The organism is Streptomyces sp. Q6, assembly GCF_036967205.1.
In the GTDB taxonomy this organism is placed as follows: Bacteria; Actinomycetota; Actinomycetes; order Streptomycetales; family Streptomycetaceae; genus Streptomyces; species Streptomyces citrinus.
This window is the reverse complement of sequence record NZ_CP146022.1, coordinates 1108664-1131468: the sequence shown is the minus strand read 5'-3', so window position 1 is coordinate 1131468 and position 22805 is coordinate 1108664. Positions and strand designations below refer to the sequence as shown.

Annotated in this window: 23 protein-coding genes and 1 pseudogene; 13 read left to right on the top strand and 11 right to left on the bottom strand. The window is 72.3% G+C overall.

Features of this window, described 5'->3' with window-relative positions; translation table 11 throughout:
• The first annotated feature begins 18 nt into the window (after positions 1-18).
• From V2W30_RS05410 to V2W30_RS05395, 4 genes are all read left to right on the top strand, one after another.
• The gene (locus tag V2W30_RS05410) at positions 19-942 is read left to right on the top strand and encodes an ABC transporter ATP-binding protein (protein WP_338694085.1); all 924 of its coding nucleotides are present in this window, start codon (positions 19-21) and stop codon (positions 940-942) included.
• Positions 939-1679, top strand: a complete 741-nt coding sequence (locus tag V2W30_RS05405; RefSeq protein WP_338694084.1) for an ABC transporter permease — start codon at positions 939-941, stop codon at positions 1677-1679. Before V2W30_RS05410 ends, V2W30_RS05405 begins: the two co-directional genes overlap by 4 nt.
• 44 nt (positions 1680-1723) lie before the next feature.
• Positions 1724-2143: a hypothetical protein gene (locus V2W30_RS05400; protein WP_338694083.1), complete on the top strand. Its 420-nt coding sequence runs from the start codon at positions 1724-1726 to the stop codon at positions 2141-2143.
• A 128-nt stretch (positions 2144-2271) separates the two neighbouring features.
• Positions 2272-3078 carry an SAM-dependent methyltransferase gene (locus V2W30_RS05395; protein WP_338694082.1) on the top strand — a complete coding sequence of 269 codons (807 nt, stop codon included), beginning with the start codon at positions 2272-2274 and terminating at the stop codon, positions 3076-3078.
• On the opposite strand, the gene mug is transcribed toward V2W30_RS05395, so the two are convergent.
• Positions 3075-3638, bottom strand: coding sequence for a G/U mismatch-specific DNA glycosylase (gene mug / locus V2W30_RS05390; protein ID WP_338703493.1), 564 nt, complete (start codon positions 3636-3638; stop codon positions 3075-3077). The genes V2W30_RS05395 and mug overlap by 4 nt on opposite strands.
• Complete coding sequence (gene purB / locus V2W30_RS05385; RefSeq protein ID WP_338694080.1) at positions 3635-5074, bottom strand: adenylosuccinate lyase; 1440 nt, start codon at positions 5072-5074, stop codon at positions 3635-3637. Before purB ends, mug begins: the two co-directional genes overlap by 4 nt.
• Before the next feature lie 278 nt (positions 5075-5352).
• Here purB and V2W30_RS05380 point away from each other — a divergent pair, with 278 nt between their 5' ends.
• Genes V2W30_RS05380 through mnhG form a run of 6 tightly spaced genes read left to right on the top strand, consistent with a single transcriptional unit; the run spans position 5353 to position 11689 of the window.
• Positions 5353-8244 (top strand): Na+/H+ antiporter subunit A, encoded by a 2892-nt coding sequence (locus V2W30_RS05380; protein WP_338694078.1) that lies wholly within the window; start codon positions 5353-5355, stop codon positions 8242-8244.
• Positions 8241-8816: a Na(+)/H(+) antiporter subunit C gene (locus V2W30_RS05375; protein WP_338694077.1), complete on the top strand. Its 576-nt coding sequence runs from the start codon at positions 8241-8243 to the stop codon at positions 8814-8816. The genes V2W30_RS05380 and V2W30_RS05375 overlap by 4 nt, the downstream gene beginning before the upstream one ends.
• Complete coding sequence (locus tag V2W30_RS05370) at positions 8813-10450, top strand: Na+/H+ antiporter subunit D (protein WP_338694076.1); 1638 nt, start codon at positions 8813-8815, stop codon at positions 10448-10450. The genes V2W30_RS05375 and V2W30_RS05370 overlap by 4 nt, the downstream gene beginning before the upstream one ends.
• A complete protein-coding gene (locus tag V2W30_RS05365; protein WP_338694075.1) occupies positions 10447-11031 on the top strand; it encodes a Na+/H+ antiporter subunit E in 585 nt (194 codons plus the stop codon). The genes V2W30_RS05370 and V2W30_RS05365 overlap by 4 nt, the downstream gene beginning before the upstream one ends.
• Entirely contained in the window at positions 11028-11321 is a 294-nt protein-coding gene (locus V2W30_RS05360; protein ID WP_338694074.1) for an MrpF/PhaF family protein, read from the top strand. Before V2W30_RS05365 ends, V2W30_RS05360 begins: the two co-directional genes overlap by 4 nt.
• Positions 11318-11689: a monovalent cation/H(+) antiporter subunit G gene (gene mnhG / locus V2W30_RS05355; protein WP_338694072.1), complete on the top strand. Its 372-nt coding sequence runs from the start codon at positions 11318-11320 to the stop codon at positions 11687-11689. The genes V2W30_RS05360 and mnhG overlap by 4 nt, the downstream gene beginning before the upstream one ends.
• Before the next feature lie 89 nt (positions 11690-11778).
• Here mnhG and V2W30_RS05350 read toward each other — a convergent pair whose 3' ends face one another.
• Positions 11779-12576 (bottom strand): SGNH/GDSL hydrolase family protein, encoded by a 798-nt coding sequence (locus tag V2W30_RS05350; RefSeq protein ID WP_338694070.1) that lies wholly within the window; start codon positions 12574-12576, stop codon positions 11779-11781.
• A gap of 202 nt (positions 12577-12778) precedes the next feature.
• Here V2W30_RS05350 and V2W30_RS05345 point away from each other — a divergent pair, with 202 nt between their 5' ends.
• A complete protein-coding gene (locus V2W30_RS05345) occupies positions 12779-13060 on the top strand; it encodes a holin (RefSeq protein ID WP_338694068.1) in 282 nt (93 codons plus the stop codon).
• A 31-nt stretch (positions 13061-13091) separates the two neighbouring features.
• Here V2W30_RS05345 and V2W30_RS05340 read toward each other — a convergent pair whose 3' ends face one another.
• The 6 genes from V2W30_RS05340 to V2W30_RS05315 all read right to left on the bottom strand — a co-directional run bounded on the left by V2W30_RS05340 (position 13092) and on the right by V2W30_RS05315 (position 20487).
• Positions 13092-14105, bottom strand: coding sequence for a hemolysin family protein (locus V2W30_RS05340; protein ID WP_338694066.1), 1014 nt, complete (start codon positions 14103-14105; stop codon positions 13092-13094).
• A complete protein-coding gene (locus tag V2W30_RS05335; protein WP_338694064.1) occupies positions 14102-15457 on the bottom strand; it encodes a hemolysin family protein in 1356 nt (451 codons plus the stop codon). Before V2W30_RS05335 ends, V2W30_RS05340 begins: the two co-directional genes overlap by 4 nt.
• Before the next feature lie 186 nt (positions 15458-15643).
• A complete protein-coding gene (locus V2W30_RS05330) occupies positions 15644-16072 on the bottom strand; it encodes a GNAT family N-acetyltransferase (RefSeq protein ID WP_338694063.1) in 429 nt (142 codons plus the stop codon).
• Between the two features lie 72 nt (positions 16073-16144).
• A complete protein-coding gene (locus V2W30_RS05325) occupies positions 16145-17014 on the bottom strand; it encodes an LLM class F420-dependent oxidoreductase (protein WP_338694061.1) in 870 nt (289 codons plus the stop codon).
• Positions 17015-17122: 108 nt separating this feature from the next.
• Positions 17123-19687, bottom strand: a complete 2565-nt coding sequence (locus V2W30_RS05320; protein WP_338694059.1) for an ABC transporter permease — start codon at positions 19685-19687, stop codon at positions 17123-17125.
• 2 nt (positions 19688-19689) lie between these two features.
• Positions 19690-20487, bottom strand: a complete 798-nt coding sequence (locus tag V2W30_RS05315) for an ABC transporter ATP-binding protein (protein ID WP_338694057.1) — start codon at positions 20485-20487, stop codon at positions 19690-19692.
• Between the two features lie 106 nt (positions 20488-20593).
• On the opposite strand from V2W30_RS05315, the gene V2W30_RS05310 reads away from it, so the two are divergent.
• Both V2W30_RS05310 and V2W30_RS05305 read left to right on the top strand, forming a co-directional pair.
• A complete protein-coding gene (locus tag V2W30_RS05310; RefSeq protein WP_338694056.1) occupies positions 20594-20833 on the top strand; it encodes a toxin-antitoxin system HicB family antitoxin in 240 nt (79 codons plus the stop codon).
• Positions 20834-20879: 46 nt separating this feature from the next.
• On the top strand, positions 20880-21218 hold the full coding sequence (locus tag V2W30_RS05305; protein ID WP_338703492.1) for a fic family toxin-antitoxin system, toxin component: 339 nt from the start codon (positions 20880-20882) through the stop codon (positions 21216-21218).
• A gap of 3 nt (positions 21219-21221) precedes the next feature.
• Here the strand turns inward: V2W30_RS05305 and V2W30_RS05300 are convergent, their stop codons facing one another.
• Together V2W30_RS05300 and bioD are read right to left on the bottom strand one after the other, a co-directional pair.
• Complete coding sequence (locus V2W30_RS05300) at positions 21222-21908, bottom strand: class I SAM-dependent methyltransferase (protein WP_338694055.1); 687 nt, start codon at positions 21906-21908, stop codon at positions 21222-21224.
• 163 nt (positions 21909-22071) lie between these two features.
• Positions 22072-22802: pseudogene (gene bioD / locus V2W30_RS05295) on the bottom strand (dethiobiotin synthase).
• Positions 22803-22805 lie beyond the last annotated feature (3 nt).

Below are 22805 nucleotides of genomic sequence, written 5' to 3'. Positions count from 1 at the left end.
TCCCGCGAGGCTGAGGCCATGACCAGCATCGACGTCCTGGACCTCACCAAGGAGTACGGCACGACACGCGCCGTGGACCGGCTGACCTTCCGGGTCGAACCGGGTCGCGTCACCGGATTCCTCGGCCCGAACGGCGCCGGCAAGTCCACCACCCTGCGCCTCGCTCTCGGCCTCGACCGCCCCACTTCGGGGAGCGTCCTCATCGGCGGACGCATGTATGCGGACCACGACGAACCGCTGCGCCTGGTGGGCGCGCTGCTCGACGCGCAGGCCGCCCATGGCGCCCGCACGGCCCGCGACCACCTCCTGGCGCTCGCCGTCAGCAACCGCATCCCGGTACGCCGCGTCGACGACGTGCTCGAACAGGCCGGTATCGCCTCCGTGGCGAAGCGCCGCATCAAGACGTTCTCGCTCGGCATGCGGCAGCGGCTCGGGATCGCGGCGGCACTGCTCGGCGACCCCGAAGTGGTCCTGCTCGACGAGCCGTCCAACGGACTCGACCCCGAAGGCATCATCTGGATCCGGGAGTTGATGCGCGACCTCGCGCGCGCGGGCCGCACCGTGCTGGTCTCCAGCCACCTCATGAACGAGACGGCGACCTTCGCCGACCATCTCGTGGTGCTCGGCCGCGGCCGGCTCCTCGCCGACACCCCGATGCCGCAGTTCATCGCCGCCCACAGCGTGCGTCGGGTCCGCGTGCGCACCACCGACCCCGAGCGGCTGAGCGCCGCACTCGCGCGCGCGGGCCACACGCCGGTCCTCGCCGACGACGGCCGGTGCTCGGTCGACGGCGTCACCGCCGCGGACGTGGGCATCCTCGCCGCCGCCGAGGGCCTCCCCGTCCTCGAACTCGTCGACGAGCGGGCCTCGTTGGAGGACGCCTACCTCGCCCTCACCGCGGGCGCCGCCGAGTTCGCCGCCCCGTCCCTCCAGGAGGCATGACCGTGTCCACCACCGCCGTACTGCACTCAGAGTGGATCAAGGTCAGGTCGCTGCGCGGCAGCCTGGGCTCGCTGATCAGCGTCTTCGTGGCCACGGTCGCCGTCACCACGCTCGTCTTCGCCACCGTCGGCAAGGACGAGGTCGAGCACGGCGACGACCTGCTCTTCGGCGCCTTCTACGCCCTCAACTTGGGTCAGATCGCCGCCCTCGCGTTCGGCGCCACCGCCGTCTCCTGCGAGTTCCTCAACGGAGCGCTGCGCGTCTCCCTCGCCGCCGTGCCCGACCGCAACCTCTTCTACGCCGCCAAGACGGCGGTCGTCGGCGGCTGCGCGCTCGTCGTCGGGACGGTCACGACCTTCACGACGTTCCTCGCCGGTCAGGCGTTCATGGGATCCGACGCGCTCGGCCTCGGGGACCCGGGTGCGGTGCGGGCCTGCGTCGGCGGGGGCGTGTACCTCGCCCTCATGGTCCTGTTCGCGGCGGGGCTGACAGCCGTGCTGCGCAGCGCGGTCGCCGTGCTCAGCATCCTCGTACCGTTCCTGCTGATCGTCTCGTTCGTCCTCGGTGACGTGGCGGGTTCGGCCGCGGACTTCCTGCCCGACCGCGCCGGTCAACAGGCCCTGCGCAGGGAGGCCGTGGGGTCGCTCGGACCCTGGAGCGGGCTGGCCGTGACCGCGCTGTGGTCGGCCGCCGCCGTGCTCGCCGGCTGGTGGGCGGTGCGGCGCAGGGACACCTGACGGGCCGTCGGTCCGTTGTCAGTGGCGGGCGCTTTACTGGATCCATGAACACCGCGGAGCAACTCGCGACGATCGACCAGCTGTGGGCGAGCCCTTTCCCGGCCGACCACGGCAGGTCGGCCGTGGGCTGGGGCGGGCCGCGTTTCGTCATGGCCGAGTTGGCGGAGCGCGGCGGGGTGCGCGACCTCGCGGAGGCCCAGGCCGACGCGGACCGTGACGGCCTCTCCGCGCTGCTCGCGAGCCGGTGGGGTGCCCCGCACGAGCTGAGCCTGTGGAGCCTGAACGCGCGAGCGCTGGAGTACGGCGAGGAGATACCCGAGCCCTGGGGCTGGCTCAGCGCCTGCGCCCAGGACATCCACCTGTGGAGCGTCGGTGAGCGCTGGGTCGCCCTCGCCGTCTCCCGGCAGGGGGACGGTCAGCCGTACCAACTCCTCGCCGTGATCACGGACATCCCGCCTCCCTAGTCCGCCCGTAGGACACATGTGCGGAACTCCCGTGCCACCATGGGATCTTGAGACCTGACGAGCTCCATCACAGGCCTCGACCTCAGCCTGACCACCACCGCACACGCACACCGCACGAAGGAGAGCACATGAGCGACGACAGCGCGCAGCAGCCGGGGGAGCGGATCGCCAGCCACATCGCGCACAACGCCCGTGTGTGGAACTACTGGCTGGGCGGCAAGGACCACTACGAGGTCGACGAGCAGGTCGGCACGATGGTCACGTCCATGTACCCGAGCATCGGCGAGGTCGCCCGCGCCGACCGGGACTTCCTGGGCCGCGCCGTCGGCTTCCTCGCAGGCGAGGCAGGCATCCGCCAGTTCCTCGACATCGGCACCGGCCTGCCGACCGTGGACAACACGCACGAGGTCGCCCAGCGCATCGCGCCCGACGCCCGCATCGTCTACGTCGACAACGACCCGATCGTGCTCACCCACGCCCGCGCGCTGCTCACCAGTTCCGCCGAGGGCTCGACCAGCTACGTCGACGCGGACGCGCACGACCCGGCCGCCATCATCGAGGCCGCGTCCGGGACCCTCGACTTCGACAAGCCCGTCGCGATCATGCTCCTGGGCATCCTGAACTTCGTCCTCGACACCGACGAGGCCACGTCCATCGTGCGCCGCCTCGTCGACGCCGTTCCCTCCGGCAGCTACGTGGTCCTCACCCACCCGACCCTGGAACTGGGCGGCGAGGGGAACGAGGCGGCGATGAAGTTCTGGAACGAGAACGCGACGCCTCCGATCACCGCCCGCACCGGTGCCGAGGTCGCCGCGTTCCTCGACGGCCTGGAGATCCTGGAGCCGGGCCTCGTCTCCTGCGCGCGCTGGCGCACCGAAGGCACCGAAGAGGGCCCGCTGGTAGCCCAGTTCGGAGTCGTGGCTCGCAAGCCCTAAGGCGACGAAGGGGCGGAGGCGCTCGCAGCGAGGCGCAGCCGGGCGAACTCCTCCGCCATCGTCGCCGCCGTCCAGTGCGCGTTCAGGCCGCTGGGGTTGGGCAGCGCCCACACCCGGGCGCCGCCGATCGTCCGCTCCTGCGGACCGATCCGCGCCTTCGGCTCGCCGAAGGCGGACCGGTACGCGGTCACGCCCACCACCGCGAGCCAGGCCGGCCGGAGCCGGGCGACCTTCTCCTCCAGGAGCCGGCCGCCCTCCCGGAACTCCTCGGCGCTCAGCTCGTCCGCCCGCGCCGTGGCCCGCGCGACGACGTTCGTGATGCCGAGCCCGTACGACAGGAGTTCCTCCTGCTCGGCGGGCCGCAGCTGCCGCGGCGTGAAGCCGGACCGGTGCAGGACCGGCCAGAAGCGGTTGCCGGGACGCGCGAAGTGGTGCCCCGTCGCCGCCGTCATCAGGCCCGGGTTGATCCCGCAGAACAGCACGGAAAGGCCGCTCGCGACGACGTCCGGAACCAGACGGTCACGAGCGGCCTCCAGGTCCGCGGGGGTCAGCCGGGTCAGAGGATCGCCCCGGGCGTGTAACCGGCCGCCTCCGGGCGCTGCTTCACGATCTCCTCGATCCGGGCGACCACGGTGGCCACCTGGTCGGCGGCGGCGCCCGTGAACGACAGCTTGTCCGCCATCAGCTCGTCGAGCCGCGCACGGTCCAGCGGGATACGGGAGTCGGCGGCCAGCTTGTCGAGGAGTTCGTTGCGCTCGGCGCCCTGCTCGCGCATGGCGAGAGCCGAGGCCACCGCGTTCTCCTTGATCGCCTCGTGCGCCTCCTCGCGGCCGACGCCCGCGCGCACCGAGGCCATGAGCACCTTGGTCGTGGCGAGGAACGGCAGGTAGCGGTCCAGCTCACGGGCGACGACGGCCGGGAACGCGCCGAACTCGTCGAGCACCGTCAAGAAGGTCTCCAGCAGACCGTCGAGCGCGAAGAAGGCGTCCGGCAGGGCCACGCGGCGCACCACGGAGCAGGACACGTCTCCCTCGTTCCACTGGTCGCCCGCCAGCTCCCCGGTCATCGACGCGTAGCCGCGCAGGATCACCATCAGGCCGTTGACGCGCTCGCAGGAGCGGGTGTTCATCTTGTGCGGCATGGCCGACGAGCCGACCTGGCCCGGCTTGAAGCCCTCGGTGACCAGCTCGTGCCCGGCCATCAGACGGATCGTCTTGGCCGTCGACGACGGGGCCGCGGCGAGCTGCACCAGCGCGGTGACGACCTCGTAGTCCAGCGAGCGCGGGTAGACCTGGCCGACCGACGTGAACGCCTGGCCGAAGCCGAGGTGCGCGGCGATCCGGTCCTCGAGCTCCGCGAGCTTCGCGGCGTCGCCGCCCAGCAGGTCGAGCATGTCCTGAGCGGTGCCGACCGGACCCTTGATGCCGCGCAGCGGGTAGCGGTTCAGGAGCTCCTCGACCCGGCCGTACGCGACGAGCAGCTCGTCGGCGGCGGTCGCGAAGCGCTTGCCGAGGGTGGTGGCCTGCGCCGCGACGTTGTGCGAGCGTCCGGCGACGACGAGCTCGCCGTACTCGGCGGCCAGCTTGCCCAGACGCGCGAGGACGGCGACGGAACGGTCGCGGACCAGTTCGAGGGAGAGCCGGATCTGGAGCTGCTCGACGTTCTCCGTCAGGTCGCGGGACGTCATGCCCTTGTGGACCTGCTCGTGCCCGGCGAGCGCGTTGAACTCCTCGATGCGGGCCTTGACGTCGTGCCGGGTGACCTTCTCGCGCTCGGCGATGGAGGCCAGGTCGACCTGGTCGAGGACGCGCTCGTAGTCGGCGATCGCGGCGTCCGGAACCTCGATCCCGAGGTCCTTCTGCGCACGCAGCACGGCGAGCCAGAGGCGACGCTCCAGCTTCACCTTCTCCTCGGGCGACCAGAGGGTGGCGAGCTCGGCGGAGGCATAGCGTCCGGCGAGAACGTTCGGGATACGGGGCTTTGCAGGCGCAGTCACGTGTACGGAGTTTACCGGGCGTCCCTACAGGCTCCGAACCATCCAGGTGATGGAGGAACCTACAGGTCAGAGGCGTCCTCCGCGGGCTCGCGGAGGCGGCCCGGTGGGCGGTCCGTGAGACACGTGTGCGACGGCCGCGGTCGGTGGAGGCGCGCCGGGCAGGGGCGGACCGGCCCCATGGCCATCGTGCCGATCCGCCGGCCGCCGGCTCCTCTCAAGCTCGCCGTTCTTCGGCGCGCCCGGACGATAAGTTCCCTTTCTCCCGTTATGCATGGTCCATGACCGTGTTGGTCCTCGCCCATGTCGTCGTCGCCCTCTGCGCCGCCCCGCTCATCCGCCGTGCGGGCCCGCGCGGCTTCGTCGTCCTCGCGCTGCCACCGGTCGCCGCGCTCGTCTGGGCCCTGTGCCAGTGGGGCACGGTGACGGGCGGCGGGGCGCCGTCCGAGGCGTGGACGTGGATCGCGGCGTACGACGTCGACGTGGCGTTCCGGCTCGACGCCCTCGCGCTCCTGATGGTGCTGCTCGCCGCCGGCATCGGGGCGCTGGTGCTCCTGTACTGCGCCTCCTACTTCGCGCCGGGGACACGGCAGCTCGGGGCCTTCGGCGGGAACCTCCTCGCCTTCGCCGGGGCGATGCTCGGGCTCGTCCTCGCCGACGATCTGATGATCCTGTACCTGTTCTGGGAACTGACGACCGTCCTGTCCTTCCTCCTGATCGGGTTCGACAGCGAGAAGCGCGCGAGCCGCCGCTCCGCTCTCCAGGCACTGACGGTGACGTCCGTGGGCGGGCTCGCCCTGTTCGTCGGGTTCCTGATGCTGGGTCACCTGGCGGGCACCTACCGGATCTCCCGCATCCTGGAGTCGCCGCCCGCCGCGAGCGGCACCCTCTCGGCCGCCCTCGTGCTGATCCTCGTCGGCGCCCTCGCCAAGTCCGCGATCTGGCCGCTGAGCATGTGGCTGCCGAACGCGATGGCCGCGCCCACCCCGGTCAGCGCCTACCTGCACGCGGCGGCGATGGTGAAGGCGGGCGTCTATCTCGTGGCGCGGTTCGCCCCCGCCTTCGCCGACGTCACGCCGTGGCGGCCGCTGCTGCTCACGCTCGGTACGGCGACCATGCTGCTCGGCGGCTGGCGCGCCCTGCGGCTGAACGACCTCAAGCTCGTCCTCGCGTACGGCACCGTCAGCCAGCTCGGCTTCCTGGTCGTGCTCGCGGGGGCCGGCTCGTACGACGCCGGGCTCGCCGCTGTCGCGATGATCCTCGGGCACGCCCTGTTCAAGGCGCCGCTGTTCCTGGTGACCGGGATCGTCGACCACGCGGCGGGGACCCGGGACCTGCGGCGGCTCTCCGGTGTCGGGCGGTCGCTGCCGTGGGTGGGCGCCGTCGCCGTCGTCGCGGGGGCGTCGATGGTCGCCCTGCCGCCGCTCCTCGGGTTCGTGGCGAAGGAGGCCGCGTTCGAGGCGCTGCTGCACGGGAGCGCCGCCGAGCGGTGGGTGCTCGCCCTCGTCGTGATCGGCTCCGCGCTCACCACCGCGTACACGCTGCGCTTCCTGTGGGGTGCCTTCGCGCGCAAGCCGGGCCTGGCCGACACCCCGGTGCACCGGGTCGGCCCCGCCTTTCTCGCGCCGCCCGCGCTGCTCGCCCTCGGCTGCCTGCTGTTCGGCCCGGGGATCGAGTGGGTGGCCGGGCTCTTCGAGGCGTACGCGGCGCAGTACACCGTCCCCGCGCATCCCTACCACCTGGCCCTGTGGCACGGATTCGGATCCGCCCTCGGTCTCTCCGCACTCGCCTGGGCGGGCGGCGCCGCGCTGTTCCTCGGCAGGGCCGGCGTCGTCCGCCTGGGCCGGCGGCTCGCCTGGCCGACGGCGGACGCCGGGTTCGGGCGCACCGTCCTCGGCCTGGAGCGGACCGCGCTCCAGGTGACCGGCGCGGTGCAGAAGGGCTCGCTGCCCGCCTACGTGGCCACCATCCTCAGCGTCATGTGCGCCGGGCTCGTCGCGGTCCTGATCACGGACAGGCCCTGGCGGCACGCGCCCGCGCCCCGTGCCTGGGACACCCCCTGGCAGGCCGGGGTCGCCGTGCTGACCTGCGCGTGTGCCCTGATGTGCCTGGGCGCCCAGCGCCGTATGAAGGCGGCCGTCCTCGCCGGTCTGACCGGCTACGGCACCGCGCTCCTGTACGTCGTCCAAGGGGCGCCCGATCTGGCGCTCACCCAGTTCGGCGTGGAGACCGTCTCGACCGTGGTCCTGGTCCTCGTGCTGCGCCGGCTGCCCGTGCACTTCGGCCGGAACCCGTGGTCGCCGCGCCGGATGGCCAGCCTGGTGCTCGCGTTCGGCAGCAGCCTCGTGGTCGCCTGCGCGGTGTGGCTCGCGGCGGGCGCGCGGACGGCCGATCCCGCCGGATTCGCCATGACGGAGGAGACCGCGCACCACGGTCTGAAGGACGTCGTCGCGACGATCCTCGTGGACTTCCGCGCCTGGGACACGCTCGGTGAGTCGGCCGTCCTCGCGGTCGCCGTCCTCGGGGTGACGAGCCTGCTGTACGTCCACCGCAGACAGGGGCCCGCACCGGGCGCGCCGCCCGCGCTGCCCGGTGGGGTGACGGCCTGGACACTGGAGGCGCCCGCCGTGCAGGTGCCGGTCGAGTTCCGCCAGGCGGCGCCGGAGCGCAGCTGGCTGACGGCCGGGGACACGCTCGCGCCCGAGCACCGCTCGGTCGTCTTCGAGGTCGTCGCGCGGCTCGTGTTCCACCCGATCCTGATGCTGTCGGTGTACCTGCTGCTGTGCGCGGAGAGCCTGCCGGGCGGCGGATTCGTCGGCGGTCTCGTCGCGGGTGTCGCCCTGATGATCCGCTACCTCGCCGGTGGGCGGCACGAGTTGGCGGCCGCGGCCCCGGTGCACCACGGCTTCTTCACCGGCCTCGGCCTCGCCCTGTCGACGGGCGTCGCGATCGCCGGACTCGTGGACGGCACGGTGCTGCACGCCTGGACCTGGCACGGGCATCTGCCGCTGATCGGGGACTGGCACGCGAGCACCGCGGTCCTCTTCGACCTCGGCGTCTACCTGCTGGTGCTCGGCGTCGTCCTGGACGTCGTCCGCGCCCTCGGCTCGAAGATCGACGTACAGACGGAAGCCAAGGCCGGGCTCGCGCTCGCCGGAGAGGCACGCCGGTGACCCTCAGCCTGACCCTGCTGGTCTGCGCCGTCGTCCTGACCGCCGTCGGCGGATTCCTCATCCACACCCGCAACCTGACCCAGGTCCTCATCGGGATCATCATCTGCGGCAACGGCGTCAACCTGTTCGTCCTGACCACCACCGGCCGGGCCGGGCTCCCGCCGCTGCTGTACCCCGGTGTCGCCCACGCCCGCGTCACCGATCCGCTCCCGCAGGCCATCGCCCTCACCGCCGTCGTCATCACCCTCGCCACCACGGCCTTCGTGCTCGCGATGGCGTATCGCAGCAGCCAGCTGACCGGCTCGGACTTCGTGCAGGACGACGTCGAGGACCGGCGCGTCGTGCTGCGCGCGGAGATCGCCGCAGAGCGCGCCGAACTGCGCGAACGGCACCGCGGCGAGGGCCCGCGCGCCTGGCGCGACGAACGCCGCGACCAGCGCAGGCGGCTGCGCGAGCAGCGCGCCTTCCAGGCCCGCGCCCGCGACGCCACCGGTGACCTGTGGGACGACATCCTCGGCGCGGACCCGCCACGACCCCCCATCCCGGCACGGCAGGAGAACGACCCCCGGTGAACGCCCTCGTCCCGCTGCCCGTCGTGCTGCCCCTGGCCGCGTGCGGCCTGAGCCTGTTCGTCGGGCCCCGGCTCCGCCTGCTGCACCGGATGATCGGCGTCGGCGTGCTCGCCGCCGTCCTCGCCGTCGACGTCGTCCTCCTCGTCGAGGCCGACCGCACCGGCCCGCTCGTCGCGAACCTCGGCGACTTCGCGCCGCCGGTCGGCGTCACGCTCGTCGCCGACCGGCTCGCCGCGCTCATGCTGACCGTGTCCGGCGCCGTCACCCTCATCGTGCTGATCTACGCACTCGGCCAGGACATGGCCGACCGCGAGGAGCGCGCCCCGATCGCCGTCTTCCACCCGGCGTATCTGGTGCTGGTCTCGGGCGTCTCGCTCACGTTCCTCGCCGGTGACCTCGTGAACCTGTACGTCGGCTTCGAGATCATGCTGATGGCCAGCTTCGTGCTGCTCACGGTGGGCGGCACCGAACCGCGCCTGCGCGCCGGTTCGACGTACGTGGTCGTCTCCCTCGTCTCGTCCCTCGTCTTCCTCGCGGGCATCGCCGCCGCCTATGCCGCCGCGGGCACCGTCAACTTCGCCCAGCTCGCCGTCCGTCTGCCCGAAGTACCGCTCGGCGTGCGGACGTTGATCGAGGTGCTGCTGCTCACCGTGTTCGGCGTCAAGGCCGCCGCGTTCCCCGTCGCCGCCTGGCTGCCCGACTCCTATCCGACCGCTCCCGCCCCGGTGACGGCGGTCTTCGCGGGACTGCTCACCAAGGTCGGCGTGTACTCGATACTGCGCACCGACACCCTCCTGTTCCCCGGCAACCGGCTCTCCGCCCTGCTGATGGTGATCGCGTTCGCCTCGCTGCTGATCGGCATCCTCGGCGCTGTCGCCCAGACCGACCTCAAACGACTGCTGTCCTTCACCCTCGTCAGCCACATCGGCTTCATGCTGTACGGCATCGCGCTCGGCGGCCGGGGCGGCATCGGCGGCGCCATCGTCTACACGGCGCACCACATCACCGTACAGACGACCCTCTTCCTGGCCGCGGGACTGCTCGAAAAGCGGTATGGGACCACGGAGTTGACCCGGTTGGGCGGAGTGGCCCGCGCGGCGCCGCTGCTGGCCGCGCTGTGGTTCGTGCCCGCGATGAACCTCGCCGGGATCCCGCCGCTGTCCGGCTTCCTCGGCAAGCTCGGCCTGATGCGGGCGGGCGCCGCCGACGGCGGGAGCGACGCGTACATCCTGCTCGGCGCCTGCGCCGTCACCAGCCTGCTCACGCTGTACGTGATGGCGAAGGTGTGGAACCTCGCGTTCTGGCGGGCGGCGCCACCACAACTCCTCCTGGAGGGAAGCGTGTTGGACGATGCCGACGACGACGAGGATGACGAGGACGGCTACGCGCGGGGGGCGGCAGCCGCTCGGGCCGGTCACGCGGGGATGCCCGCCGTCTCCGGATCCGTGGCCCTCGGCTCCTGCGTGCGCACCACCAACCGGGTCCCGCGCGTGATGACCGGTGCGACGATCGCCGCCGTGCTCCTCGGGCTCTCCTACACCGTGCTCGCCACCCCGCTGACCGGTCTGGCCGACCGGGCGGCCGCCGAACTCCTGGCCAGGACCCCTTACGTCGTGGCGGTGCTCGGCAGATGAACTCCCCTGACCAGGAGCCCCGTCGGCGCAGGATCGACCTGCCGCTGATCGTCTGGCTCACCGTGATCTGGATGCTGCTGTGGTCGGTGCCGAACTGGGGCAACCTGATCGGCGGCGTCCTCATCGCCGTCGTCCTGTGCCTCGTCTTCCCGCTGCCCCGGGTCGAACTCGCCCTGCGCCTGCGCCCGTTCGGCATCCTGCGACTCGCCGGCTACCTGCTGTACGACATGGTCGCCGCCAGCCTCGCGGTGAGCCGCCACGCCCTCGCCGGGCGCCGGCCCCCCGCGGCGGTGATCGCCGTCCCGCTGCGCTGCCGTACCGACCTGATGATCGCGGCGACCGCCGTCGCCGTCTCCTGCGTGCCGGGCGGCGCGCTCGTCGAGGTCAACGGCGCCACCGCGACCCTGTACCTGCACACGGTCGACGCCGACGACCCCGCCGTCCTCGACCGGACCCGCGACGACGTGTGGCGCCTGGAGGGACTCGTCGTCCGCGCCTTCGGCACCGGCGCCGAGATCGAGCGGGTCGCGTCCGCTCCCTCCCGCCCTCCGCACCCCCCACGAAAGGACCCGGGCACGTGACCGAGGCCGGCGACATCCTCCTCAACGCCGCTCTGGCGGTGATCCTCCTGGCCGGCGCCCTGCTGCTGATCCGCATCCGGCGCGGCCCCTCGATGCTCGACCGCGCCGTCGCCATCGATGTCGCGGCGGCTCTGATCATCGCGGGCATCGGGGTGCAGGCGGCCTCCACCCGGACCCGCTACTACCTGTCGATCATGCTCGTGATCGCCTTCCTCGGCTTCACCAGCTCGGTCGGCATCGCCCGCTTCATCGCCGTACGCGACCGCCCCGACCCCGAGGAGGGCCCGTGAACACCTGGAACCAGGTGGCCGATCTCGCCGGATCCCTGCTGCTCCTGGCCGGTGCCCTGCTCTGCCTCACGGGCGTCATCGGAATGCTGCGGCTGCCGGACGTCCTCACCCGCTCCAGCGCCGCGACCAATCCGCAGACGCTGGGCATCCTCCTGATCGCCACGGGGGTCGAGCTGCGGCTGCGCTCGTGGGGCGACTTCGGCACGCTCGCCCTGGTCGTCTTCTTCCAGCTCCTGACCAGCCCCGTCGCCGCGCACCTGGTGGCCCGCGTCGCCTACCGCACCGGCCAGACCGGCGACTGCGCCCTGCTCTTCGACGAACTCGCCGACTCGCCGACCATCGGCAGCCGACGCGACACCCCTCGCTGACAGCTGGTACGGGACAGCTGGTACGTGGCACGTGATACCTGACGGGGGCGGCATCACGCGGATCGGCCGCGCGGTCCGCGATCAGCGTCCTACGAGGACGACGCCCGGTCCTGCGTCTCGCCGAAGTACGGCGCCAGCTCGGCCCGCTTCGGGGGACGGCCGTCGCCCGACGAGCGCCCTGTGAGGCGTCGGCCGATCCACGGCACCAGATGCTGCTTGGCGAACCGGACGTCGGCCACGCGCCGCGTCACCCAGCTCGGCGGTACGGCCGGCGGCAGCACGGAGCGCCAGTCGTCCTCCTGCTCGTACCCGAGGGACTGCCACACCGCCTCGGCGACCCGGCGGTGCCCCTCCGGCGTCAGGTGCAGCCGGTCCACGTCCCACAGCCGCTGATCGCCGAGGACCGGAGCCCCGTACAGGTCGACGACCACGGCGTCGTGCCGCGCCGCGAGGTCGTCGATGCAGGTGAAGAGTTCCTCCATGCGCGGCCGGAACCGCTCCATGACCGGACCGTTCCGCCCCGGGCTGCGCATCAGGACCAGCCGCTCGCAGGACGGGGCGAGCCGCTCGACGGCCTCGGTGAGCAGGTCGCGTACGCGGACCATGTCGCACTTGGGGCGCAGGGTGTCGTTCAGGCCGCCCACCAGCGTCACCACGTCGGCCTTCATCGAGGCGGCCACGTCGACCTGCTCGTCGACGATCTGCTGGATGAGCTTTCCGCGCACGGCGAGGTTCGCGTAGCGGAAGCCGGGGCTGCGTGCGGCCATCCGGCCGGCCAGAAGGTCGGCCCAGCCGCGATAGGTGCCGTCGGGCAGCAGGTCCGACATGCCCTCGGTGAAGGAGTCGCCGACCGCGACGAGGCTGGTGTAGTTGGCATTCATCTGCATGGCGCCTGCGATCGTAACCCGACCGCCCCAGCTACGTACGCCGCAGGTCTGGGCAGTGCCCCACGGCGGCGGTATGCCAAAAGCAAGCACCGAAGCACGGCACCGACGTACATACGGAAGCACGGCACCGACGTACATAAGGAAGCACGGCACCGACGTACCGCACAGAAGCGAGGAAGCGCAGGGAACGGGGGAGTACGACATGGGCACCATCTGGACCGTCAGCTTCTGGAAAGCCACCGCCGAGCGCGCGATCAGGACCTTCGCGCAGGCGCTCGCCGCCGTCCTCGTGGCGGGCACGACGAACCTGCTCGACGTGGCCTGGTCCGCGGCGCTCGGCACCGCGGGCCTCGCCACGCTGCTCGCGGTGCTCACCGCGGTCGGCACCGCCGGCATCGGCCCCCACGGCCCGGGGATCATGGAGACCCCCACGCCGCAGGCGGCCCCGGAACCGGCGGCGCCCAGCGGGCAGCCGGCCGTCTGAGCACAGGGCGGCCGGCCGCGCCGCCGAGGCGTCAGACCGGCTGCCCGAACAGCTCCCGCAGCACGTCCTCCATCGTCACCAGACCGGCGAGCCGGCCGTCCGCGCCGAGCACCGCCGCCACATGCGTCCGGCTGCCGCGCATCGCGGTGAGGACGTCGTCGAGCGGCGTCGTCTCCCGCACCCGCGCGATGGACCGCATGTCAGGGATCCGGAACGGCAGATCGCGCGGCGCCGCGTCCAGGGCGTCCTTGACGTGCAGATAGCCGACGATGCGCCGGCCCTCGTCGACGACGGGGAAGCGCGAGAAGCCGGACTCGGCCGACAGCCGCTCCAACTGCTCGGGCGTGACGCCCACGCGCGCGTAGACGACCTTCTCCAGCGGCAGGACGACGTCCTTGACCGGGCGCCGGCCCAGCTCCAGCGCGTCGTGCAGCCGCTCCTGCGCACGGTCGTCGATCAGGCCGGCCGCCGAGGAGTCCTTGACGATCCGGGCGAGCTCGTCGTCCGAGAACGTCGCCGAGACCTCGTCCTTCACCTCGACCCGCAACAGCTTGAGCAGCGCGTTCGCGAAGGCGTTGACCGTGAAGATCACCGGGCGCAGCGCGCGGGCCAGGGCGACGAGCGGCGGTCCGAGCAGCAGCGCCGAGCGCTCCGGCTCGGCGAGCGCGATGTTCTTCGGGACCATCTCGCCGAGGAGCATGTGCAGATACGTGGCCACGGTCAGCGCGATCACGAACGAGATCGGGTGGACCAGACCGTGCGGCACCCCGGCCGCGTCGAACGCGGGCTCCAGCAGGTGCGCGATGGCCGGCTCGGCGACGATGCCGAGCACCAGCGTGCACAGCGTGATGCCGAGCTGGGCCGCGGCGAGCATCGCCGACACGTGCTCCAGACCCCACAGGACGCTGCGCGCCCGGCGGTTCCCGTTCTCCGCGTGGGGCTCGATCTGGCTGCGGCGCACGGAGATCAGGGCGAACTCGGCGCCCACGAAGAAGGCGTTGACGACCAGCGTGAGCAGGCCGATCAGCAATTGGATCGCGGTCATCGGGCCGCCCCCTTCGTCCCGTGGTCCGTATCGGTGTCCGTGTCCGTGCTCGGTGGGGCGTGCAGCAGGACGCGCGCCGCGCGGTGCCCGTGCGCGTCCACGACGTCGAGCCGCCAGCCCACGACCTCGGCGCTGTCACCGACGTCCGGGATGCGGCCCAGCTCGTTCGCGACGAGCCCGGCCAGCGTCTCGTACGGGCCGTCGGGCACCCGCATCCCGACCCGCGCGAGCTGGTCGGTGCGGGCGGCGCCGTCGGCCGAGTACAGGGTGCGGCCCTCCTCGTCGGTGCCGGCGGGCGCGATGTCGGGCGTCTCGTGCGGGTCGTGCTCGTCCCGGACCTCGCCGACGACCTCCTCGACGATGTCCTCCAGGGTGGCGACGCCGGCCGTGCCGCCGTACTCGTCGATCACCACGGCCATCGTGCGCTTGCCGGAGAGCCGGTCGAGCAACCGCTCCACCGTCAGTGTCTCGGGGACGAGCAGCGGCTCGCGCAGCAGGTCGGACACGCGCTTGCGGCCCCGCTCCTCGTCGGGCACGGCGAGGACGTCCTTGATGTGGACGACGCCGACGACCGAGTCGAGGTTGCCGCGGTAGACGGGGAACCGGGACAGGCCGGTGGCGCGCGTCGCGTTCGCCACGTCCTCGCAGGTGGCCTGGAGGTCGAGGGCGACGACCTGGACGCGCGGCGTCATCACGTTCTCCGCGGTCAGGTCGGCCAGGTTCAGCGTCCGCACGAACAGCTCGGCGGTGTCCGCCTCCAGCGCGCCCGCCTTCGCGGAGTGCCGGGCGAGCGCCATGAGCTCCTGCGGGCTGCGCGCGGAGGCCAGCTCCTCGGTGGGCTCGATGCCGAAACGGCGGACGAGCCGGTTCGCGGTGTTGTTCAGATGCGTGATGAACGGGCGGAACGCGGCGCTGAACCAGCGCTGCGGCGTCGCCACCCGCTTGGAGACCGCCAGCGGTGACGAGATCGCCCAGTTCTTCGGGACGAGCTCCCCGACGACCATCAGGAACACGGTCGACAGGGCGGTGCCGATCACCAGCGCGACCGACGAGGACGCCGAGGCGGGCACGCCCAACGACTTCAGCGGCCCGGCGATGAGCTTGCCGATGGACGGCTCGGCGAGCATGCCGACGACGAGGTTGGTGACGGTGATGCCGAGCTGGGCGCCGGACAGCTGGAACGTCAGATTCCGTACGGCTTTGAGGGCGCTGGCGGCGCCGCGCTCACCGCGCTCGACGGCGTCTTCCAGATCGCCGCGCTCGACGGTGGTGAGCGAGAACTCCGCCGCCACGAAGGCGCCGCAGGCCAGCGACAGCAGGACTGCGACGGCGAGCAGGAGTACTTCGGTCATCGGGTCGTCACCTCCGTCCCATGATCAGGCAGGGGCGGCAGGGGTGCGCGCTCGCGGGGACCACGCGGGGGGACTGACCGGGTACTGGGGGGCTCGCCCATGGGCGGACGCTCACACCTTTCGCAGAAGTTCGAGTGACGGACCCATGGTAAAGGATCGGCAAAGCGTCCGGTTCGGCGGCGGTGCTCAGCCGTCGAGCAGCGGCTTCACCCAGCGGCTCCACTGCGGCTCGGGCGCGTATCCGGCGGCCTTCCACGCGTGCCGCGCCCGCTCGTTGCGGTCCAGGACCATGGCGTCGCCACGCCGCCCGCCGAGCGCCACGAACCGCTCCTCCGCCGCGGCCAGCAGCGCCGAACCGATGCCCTGCCGGCGCGTGTCCGGCCGCACCGCGAGCCGGTACAGGTGGCAGCGCCAGCCGTCGAACCCGGCGATGACCGTCCCCAGCAGCTCCCCGTCCCGCTCGGCGAGCAGCAGGGACTCGGGGTCCCGCGCGACCAGGCGCTCCACGCCCGCGCGGTCGTCGCTGATGCTGGTGCCTTCGGCGGACGTCTTCCAGAAGGCGAGGACGGCGTCGAGATCGGCGGGGGCGGCGGACCGGATACGAAGATCGTTCATGGTCCGATCCCACCACTGTCGACCGGCGGGGCGCCGCCGATTTCACATGCCGGACGCGCACCGGGTCACCCTTCATCGCCCTCGCAGCGCCTCGATCACCGGCGCGAGCGCCTCGTGGTGCGGCTCCAGGACGGTGATGTACGAGAACCCGTACCGCTCCCGGCGCTCCAGGAGCTGCGCCGTGATCTCCTCCACCGTGCCGGCGAGCACCAGCGGCGACTCCAGGACGTCCCGCTCGGTCAGGTCCGGCATCCGCTCCAGCCAGGGGCGGGCCGCCGCCGACCGGTCCTCGGTGACGTCCACCAGCTGCACGAGCAGATTCATCTCGGCCGGCTCGGCCCGGTCCTGCGCGAACTTCCGGTACGTCGCCACGCGCCCGTCCAGCTCGTCCGGCGTCAGCGGTTGCAGCCCGCTCGGCCGGTTTGGGGCGGAGCGGGCGCCGGTGAACGCGGCGATGTCGGCGCGCTCGGCGGCGATCCGCAGCATCCGGTCGCCGTTGCCGCCGATCAGCAGCGGCGGGCGCGGCCCCTGCTCCGGGGAGGCCAGGAGCCGGTCCAACTCAGCGATGGTGTGCTCCAGGTGGTCGACGCGACTGCCCGGCGTGCCCCACGGCACACCGGCCTGCTCGAACTCGTCGCGCACATAGCCGGTCCCGAGCCCGAGTTCGAGGCGGCCGCCCGTGAGGGCCTCCGTGGTGGTCACCTCGCGGGCGAGCAGCACCGGGTTCCAGAACGCGCAGTTGAGCACGAACGTGCCGACGCGCGGCCGGGTCGTCGCCTCGGCCGCCGCGACGAGGGCCGGGAACGGGGACGGCATCCCCAGATGGTCCGGGACGAGGATCACGTCGTAGCCGAGCTCCTCGGCCCGGCGGCACTTGGCGCGCCAGGCGTCGCCGGGCGAAGGGCTCAGCATGTTGACGCCGAAACGGAACGGACGCGGCATGAACTCTCCTCGGGACGCGACGGGTTGTCTCCTCCACACATAGTCGAACGCATGCCCGCCCGTCACGCGAAATGGCTCTCGGCGGAATCCCGCCCGCTCTCCTCGTGCCTACTCGTGCGCGATCGCCGCCAGGACGTTCATCCGCGACGCCCGAAGCGCGGGAAGCAGCGCGGCGGCCAGCCCCACGACGACCGAGCCGATCACGACCGCGACGATCGTCGGCCACGGGATCGCCAGCGCCTCCATGCCCTCCAGTGCCAGGACCTGTTGTGCGGCGACCCCCCACACCAGCCCCAGCGCGAGGCCGAGCAGGGCGCCGAACACCGCGATGACCACGGATTCGAGCCGGATCATGCGCCGCAACTGCCGGCGCGCCAGCCCGATCGCGCGCAGCAGCCCGATCTCCCGGGTGCGCTCCACGACCGACAGGGCGAGCGTGTTGACGACGCCGAGCACGGCGATGACGATCGCGAGACCGAGCAGCGCGTACACCAGGTACAGCAGCACGGCGATCTGCCCGTGGATCAAGTCCTTGTAGTCGGCGAGGTCGCGGACCTGCACCTGCGGATACGGGTCGAGCGTCTTCTCCAGGTGGTCGCGCAGGGTGACGGCGGACGTGCCCGGCTTCCCGTTCACGTACACGGCGGAGTCCTGGCCCCCGGGCACGTACGTCACGAGGGTGGACAGGCCCATGTAGAAGCCGCCCGCCATCCCGAAGTCGTTGCCCTCCTGGTCGGTGAGCGCGCCCACCCTGAGCGTGGCGCGGCGCCCGCCGGGGAACTCCACCGGCAGCACGCTGCCCACTCGCACCCGGTGCTGGTCGGCGTACTCCTTCTGGAGCCCGATGCGCCCCGGCGCGAGCGACCGCGCGCTGCCGCCCGCGGCGTACGTGACGTGCGCGACGTCGTCGAGCCGCGGGTCCCAGCCGGCGGCGGTCGTCTTGACGCGCTTGCCGTCCGGCAGCGTCACGGCCACCGGCGCGAAGCGCTGCCGCACGACGAGCCCGACCCCGTCCGTGTCCCGGATCTTCTCGGTGACCTCCTGCGGGAACGGCATGAAGTTGGCGTTCTGCACGGTGAAGTCGGCGCCCAGCGTCCGGTCGATCTGCTGGTCGAACGACTTGCTCATCGACGCGCTCGCCACGGACATCCCCGCGACCAGCGCGAGGCCCACCATCAGCGCCCCCGCGGTCGCCCCGGTGCGCCGGGGGTTGCGCAGCGCGTTGCGCTGGCTCATCCGCCCGACCGATCCGAACACGGCGGGGAAGGCCGCGCCCAGGACGCGGATGACGGGTCGCACCAGCAGCGGCCCGGCGATGACCGTCGCGATCAGGGTCAGGACGATCCCGAGGACGAGCAGCAGCGAGGCGCTCGCGGTCCGCGTCGCCGCGGCGCACCCGAGCAGCGCCCCCGCGCCCGCCACGGCCACCACGGCGCCCACGACGGCCCGTACGGTCAGCGGCCGTCCCACTCCCGCGATCTCCGCGTCGGCGAGCGCCGCCATCGGCGAGACGCGGGCGGCGCGCCGCGACGGCAGATAGGCGGCCACGAACGTGACGCCGATCCCGACCACGTAGGCCGCGACCGGAGTCCCCCAACCCACCACCATCTCGGTGGACTTGAGGTTCATCCCGAAGACGCCCATCACCTTGATCAGGCCCGCGGCGAGCCCGATCCCGAGCCCCAGGCCGATCGTCGAACCGACGAGTCCGAGCAGCACCGCCTCCGTCAGGACGGAGCGCCGCACCTGCCGCCGGTCGGCGCCGAGCGCCCGCAGCAGCCCCAACTCCCGCGTCCGCTGGGCGATCAGCATCGAGAACGTGTTGACGATCAAGAAGATGCCGACCAATGTGGCGATCCCGGCGAACGCCAGCATCACGTACTTGATGATGTCGAGGAACCCGCCCAGGTCCTCGGCCGCCGACTTCGCGTCCTCGTCCGCCGTCTTCAACTCGTACGTTCCACCGAGGCGTTGGGCGATGTTCTTCTTCAGGGCGGCGTCGCTGACCCCGGGCGCCGCGTCGACCTCGATGCTCGTCGCCCGACCGAGCCCGCCGAGCAGCCTGCGCTGCGCGGTCGGCGTGTCCAGGAAGACGAGGGCGGCGCCGGGGTTCGTCGTGCGGAACGTGGCGATGCCGACGACCTCGACCTTGAAGGAGCCGGGCTGCGCCATGACGGTCAGGGTGTCCCCGATCCGTACGTGCTTCTTGTCGGCGGTGTCCGCGTCGAGCAGCGCTTGGTTCCCGCCCCGCGGCGCGTGCCCGGACGTCAGCCGCACCGGACTGCGCTCGGTGGGCTCCCAGTTGGTGGCGATCGTGGGCGCGCCCGTCGTCGGACCGACCGACTCGTTGTGCCGGTCGACGACCGTGATGTTCTCCACCCCGGCGTCGACGTGCGTGTCCGCGACGCCGTCGACCCCCTTGAGGCGTACGGCGAGTGACGCGGGCAGCGTCCGCACCTCGCCCGAGGGCACCGCCTCGTCGAGGTCGTCGTCCTCGGGGCTCACCCGCACGTCCGCCGACGTCGACGCGAACAGCCGGTCGAAGGTGCGCGCCACCGTGTCCGAGAAGATCAGGCTGCCCGCGACGAACGCCACCGACAGGACCACGGCCAGCGCCGACAGCACGAGACGTCCCTTGTGCGCGAGGAAACTCCGCAGCGTCGCCTTCAGCATGGCTACGTCCGCGGGAGGTGCGGGTCGCTCGGGTCGGCAGCGGCGCCGCGCGCGACGTCGAACCGCTTCATCCGCTCCAGGACCGCCTCGGCCGTCGGCTCCCGCATCTCGTCCACGAGGCGCCCGTCACCGAGGAAGAGCACCAGGTCGGCGTGGGCGGCGGCGCCCGGATCGTGCGTCACCATGACCACCGTCTGCCCCAGGTCGTCCACCGCCTCGCGCAGGAACCCGAGGACCTCCAGACCGGCCCGCGAGTCCAGGTTCCCCGTCGGCTCGTCGGCGAAGATCAGCTCGGGGCGTGCCGCGAGCGCCCGCGCGCACGCCACCCGCTGCTGCTGCCCGCCGGACAGCTGCGCGGGCCGGTGCTTCAGCCGGTCCCGCAGTCCCAGCGTGTCGATCACCTGCTCCAGCCACTTCGCGTCCGGGGTCTTGCCGGCGATGTCCATCGGCAGCGTGATGTTCTCGACGGCGTTGAGCGTCGGGATGAGGTTGAACGACTGGAACATGAAGCCGATCCGGTCGCGCCGTAGCCGCGTCAGCTCCCGCTCCTTCAGCCCCGTGATCTCGGTGTCGCCCAGCCACACCTGCCCCGCCGACACCGTGTCGAGCCCTGCCAGGCAGTGCATCAGCGTGGACTTTCCCGAGCCCGAGGGGCCCATCACCGCCGTGAACCTGCCGCGCGCGATGTCCACGTCCACCGCGTCGAGCGCGAGCACCTGGGTCTCCCCGGAGCCGTACGCCTTCGTCAGGCTCCTGGCCCGCGCGGCGACCACATCCGTGACCACATCCGTTCCCCCCACCCCAACTCCCTTACTTTGTAAGTCAGTTGTCCAACGGGTCGGGATCGAGGATAGCCCGCCTCGGCTCGTCTTGCGGGTGCTAGCGCATCGGCGCTAGCGTGGATGTATGGCGAAGACGCAGCTGAACGTGCGGGTGGACGAGGACACGGCCCGCGCCGCGAGGGAGCGCGCGCTGGCCCGTGGCGTGAGCGTGAACCGATACATCGAGGAGCTGGTGCGACGCGACGCCGGCGAGCTCGGCCGGACCTTCGTCGACGCCGCGGCCGACTTCATGAAGCAGTACGAGAGTGTGTTCGCCGAGGAGTTCGGCACGGACCAGGAAGGTCGGCGCCGCCCCGTTGAGTGACGCACCGCAGCCCTCGCACCTCAGCATCGACCTGGCGTGGCTCCTCATGGTCGCGGAGCGGAAGACTCCCGGCGACCCGCAGGTCACCGACTGGGGCGCCCTCGCCGCCGCCGTGGCCCGCCACGACGCGCGGATATTCGACATCGCGGTGTACGACACACCGCACTCCCGCGCCGCGTCACTGCTCCAACTCCTCATCCATGTACCGGCGTTGGAGCGCTCCAACGCGATGTTCGCCTCGGCGGTCGCGTACGCCTACCTCGTCGCCAGCGGCCAGAAGGTCGTCATAGCGCCCGAGCAGGTCCGCGAGCTGGCCCGGCTGGTCAAGGGCGGCGCCGTGAGCATCCACGACATCGAGAAGGAACTCCGCAAGTGGAGCCTGTGAACCTCAGTCGTCCGTGAGCTCAGGGCGCCGCGCCGTACCGAGCACGCAGTACGACGTCGGTACCCGCGGACCGCGCTCCGGCACCAACAGGCTGCGGTACGCGCCGAGTTCGAATCCCGCGTCGCGCAGCGCGCCCAAGGTGTCGTTCCCCGTGCGGCACCCGCCGAACAGCAGCGGCCACACCGTCGCGTCGACCGCCGACTGCACCGCCCGCATGCCGCGCCCCGGCGCCCGCCCGTGCTCGAAGAACCGCACCTCGCCGCCCGGACGCACCACCCTGCGCACCTCCGCGAGCGCCCGCGGCACATCGCGCACGCTGCACAGCACGATGCTCAGGACCACGGCGTCGTACCCCTCGCTCTTCACGGGCAGCGCCTCCGCCGTACCCGGCGCCACGTCGACCGGCACGTCCGCGCGCTGCGCTGCCTCGACCGCCAACTGCCGCAGCTCCCGCTCGGGTTCGATCGCGACGACCTCGGAGACGGAGCGCGGGTAGTACCCGAAGTTCAGCCCGTTGCCCGCGCCGATCTCCAGGACGCGCCCGGTGAGACCGGCGAGCAGCTCGGTGCGGATCGGGCCCATCACAGGCTCCGCCTTCGGACTCATCCGGGCGTAGAACCGCGCGAACAAGGGGTGGTGCACGGCGTCACGCGCCGCTTTACGACCGACGGACGGGATGCGGGCCACCATGGGACCCTCCTTCGTGAGGGGGCGTGCGAGGGTGGGGGAGTCGCAGGGGCAGAGGCGACCGTTCACGCCGATTCTTCCCCGTGCGACCCGTCCCGGACCGGAAGCGGCCCCCCTGTTTCCCCGCGCCGCCGCGCCCCGCGCGCCCCTTCGCGTACCGCCGTGGTCAGCGGTACTCGGGTGGCCGCACCCGTCGCGCGAACTCCGCCGCGTCCCATACGCCACCGAGTTCCGGACCGAGCCAACTCGCCGCCCTGGAGCGGAAGTCGGCGGCGCCGAGCGCGCCCGCCCCGGCCGGGACGGCCCCGACCAGCCCGGCGCCCGCGACGCCCGGCAGATCCCCGACGTTGCACCGCTCCGCGAGCCCCGGCTCGGCGGGCCAGCTGCCGATGACGACCCCCGCCTGCTGAAGGCCGCGGGCCCGCAGGGCCTCCGCCGTCAGCTGGACCGCGTTCAGCGTGCCGAGCCCGGCCTGCGCCACGACCACGACCGGCGCCCCGAGCAGCCGCGCCGCGTCCGCGAGCGTCGACCCCGCCCCGTCGAAGTGCACCAGGAGACCCCCGCGCCCTCGACCAGGACCAGATCGTGCGAGGCCGCCAACTTCCGCGCCGCCTCGGCGACCTGCTCCGGTCGGACGGGATCGAGACCGGCCCGCGCCGCGGCCGTCCCCGGCGCCAGCGGCTCGGGGAAACGCGCCAGCTCGACCGGCGTCACCGCGTCCCCCGCGAGCCGCACCACCTCGTCGACGTCCCCGGGCTCGCCCGGCGCGACCCCGGTCTGCGCGGGCTTGAGCACCGCCACCGAACGTCCGGCCCGCACCGCGACCGCGGCCAGCGCCGCCGTCGTCACCGTCTTGCCGATCTCGGTCCCGGTCCCCGTGACCACCAGTACCGTCATCCC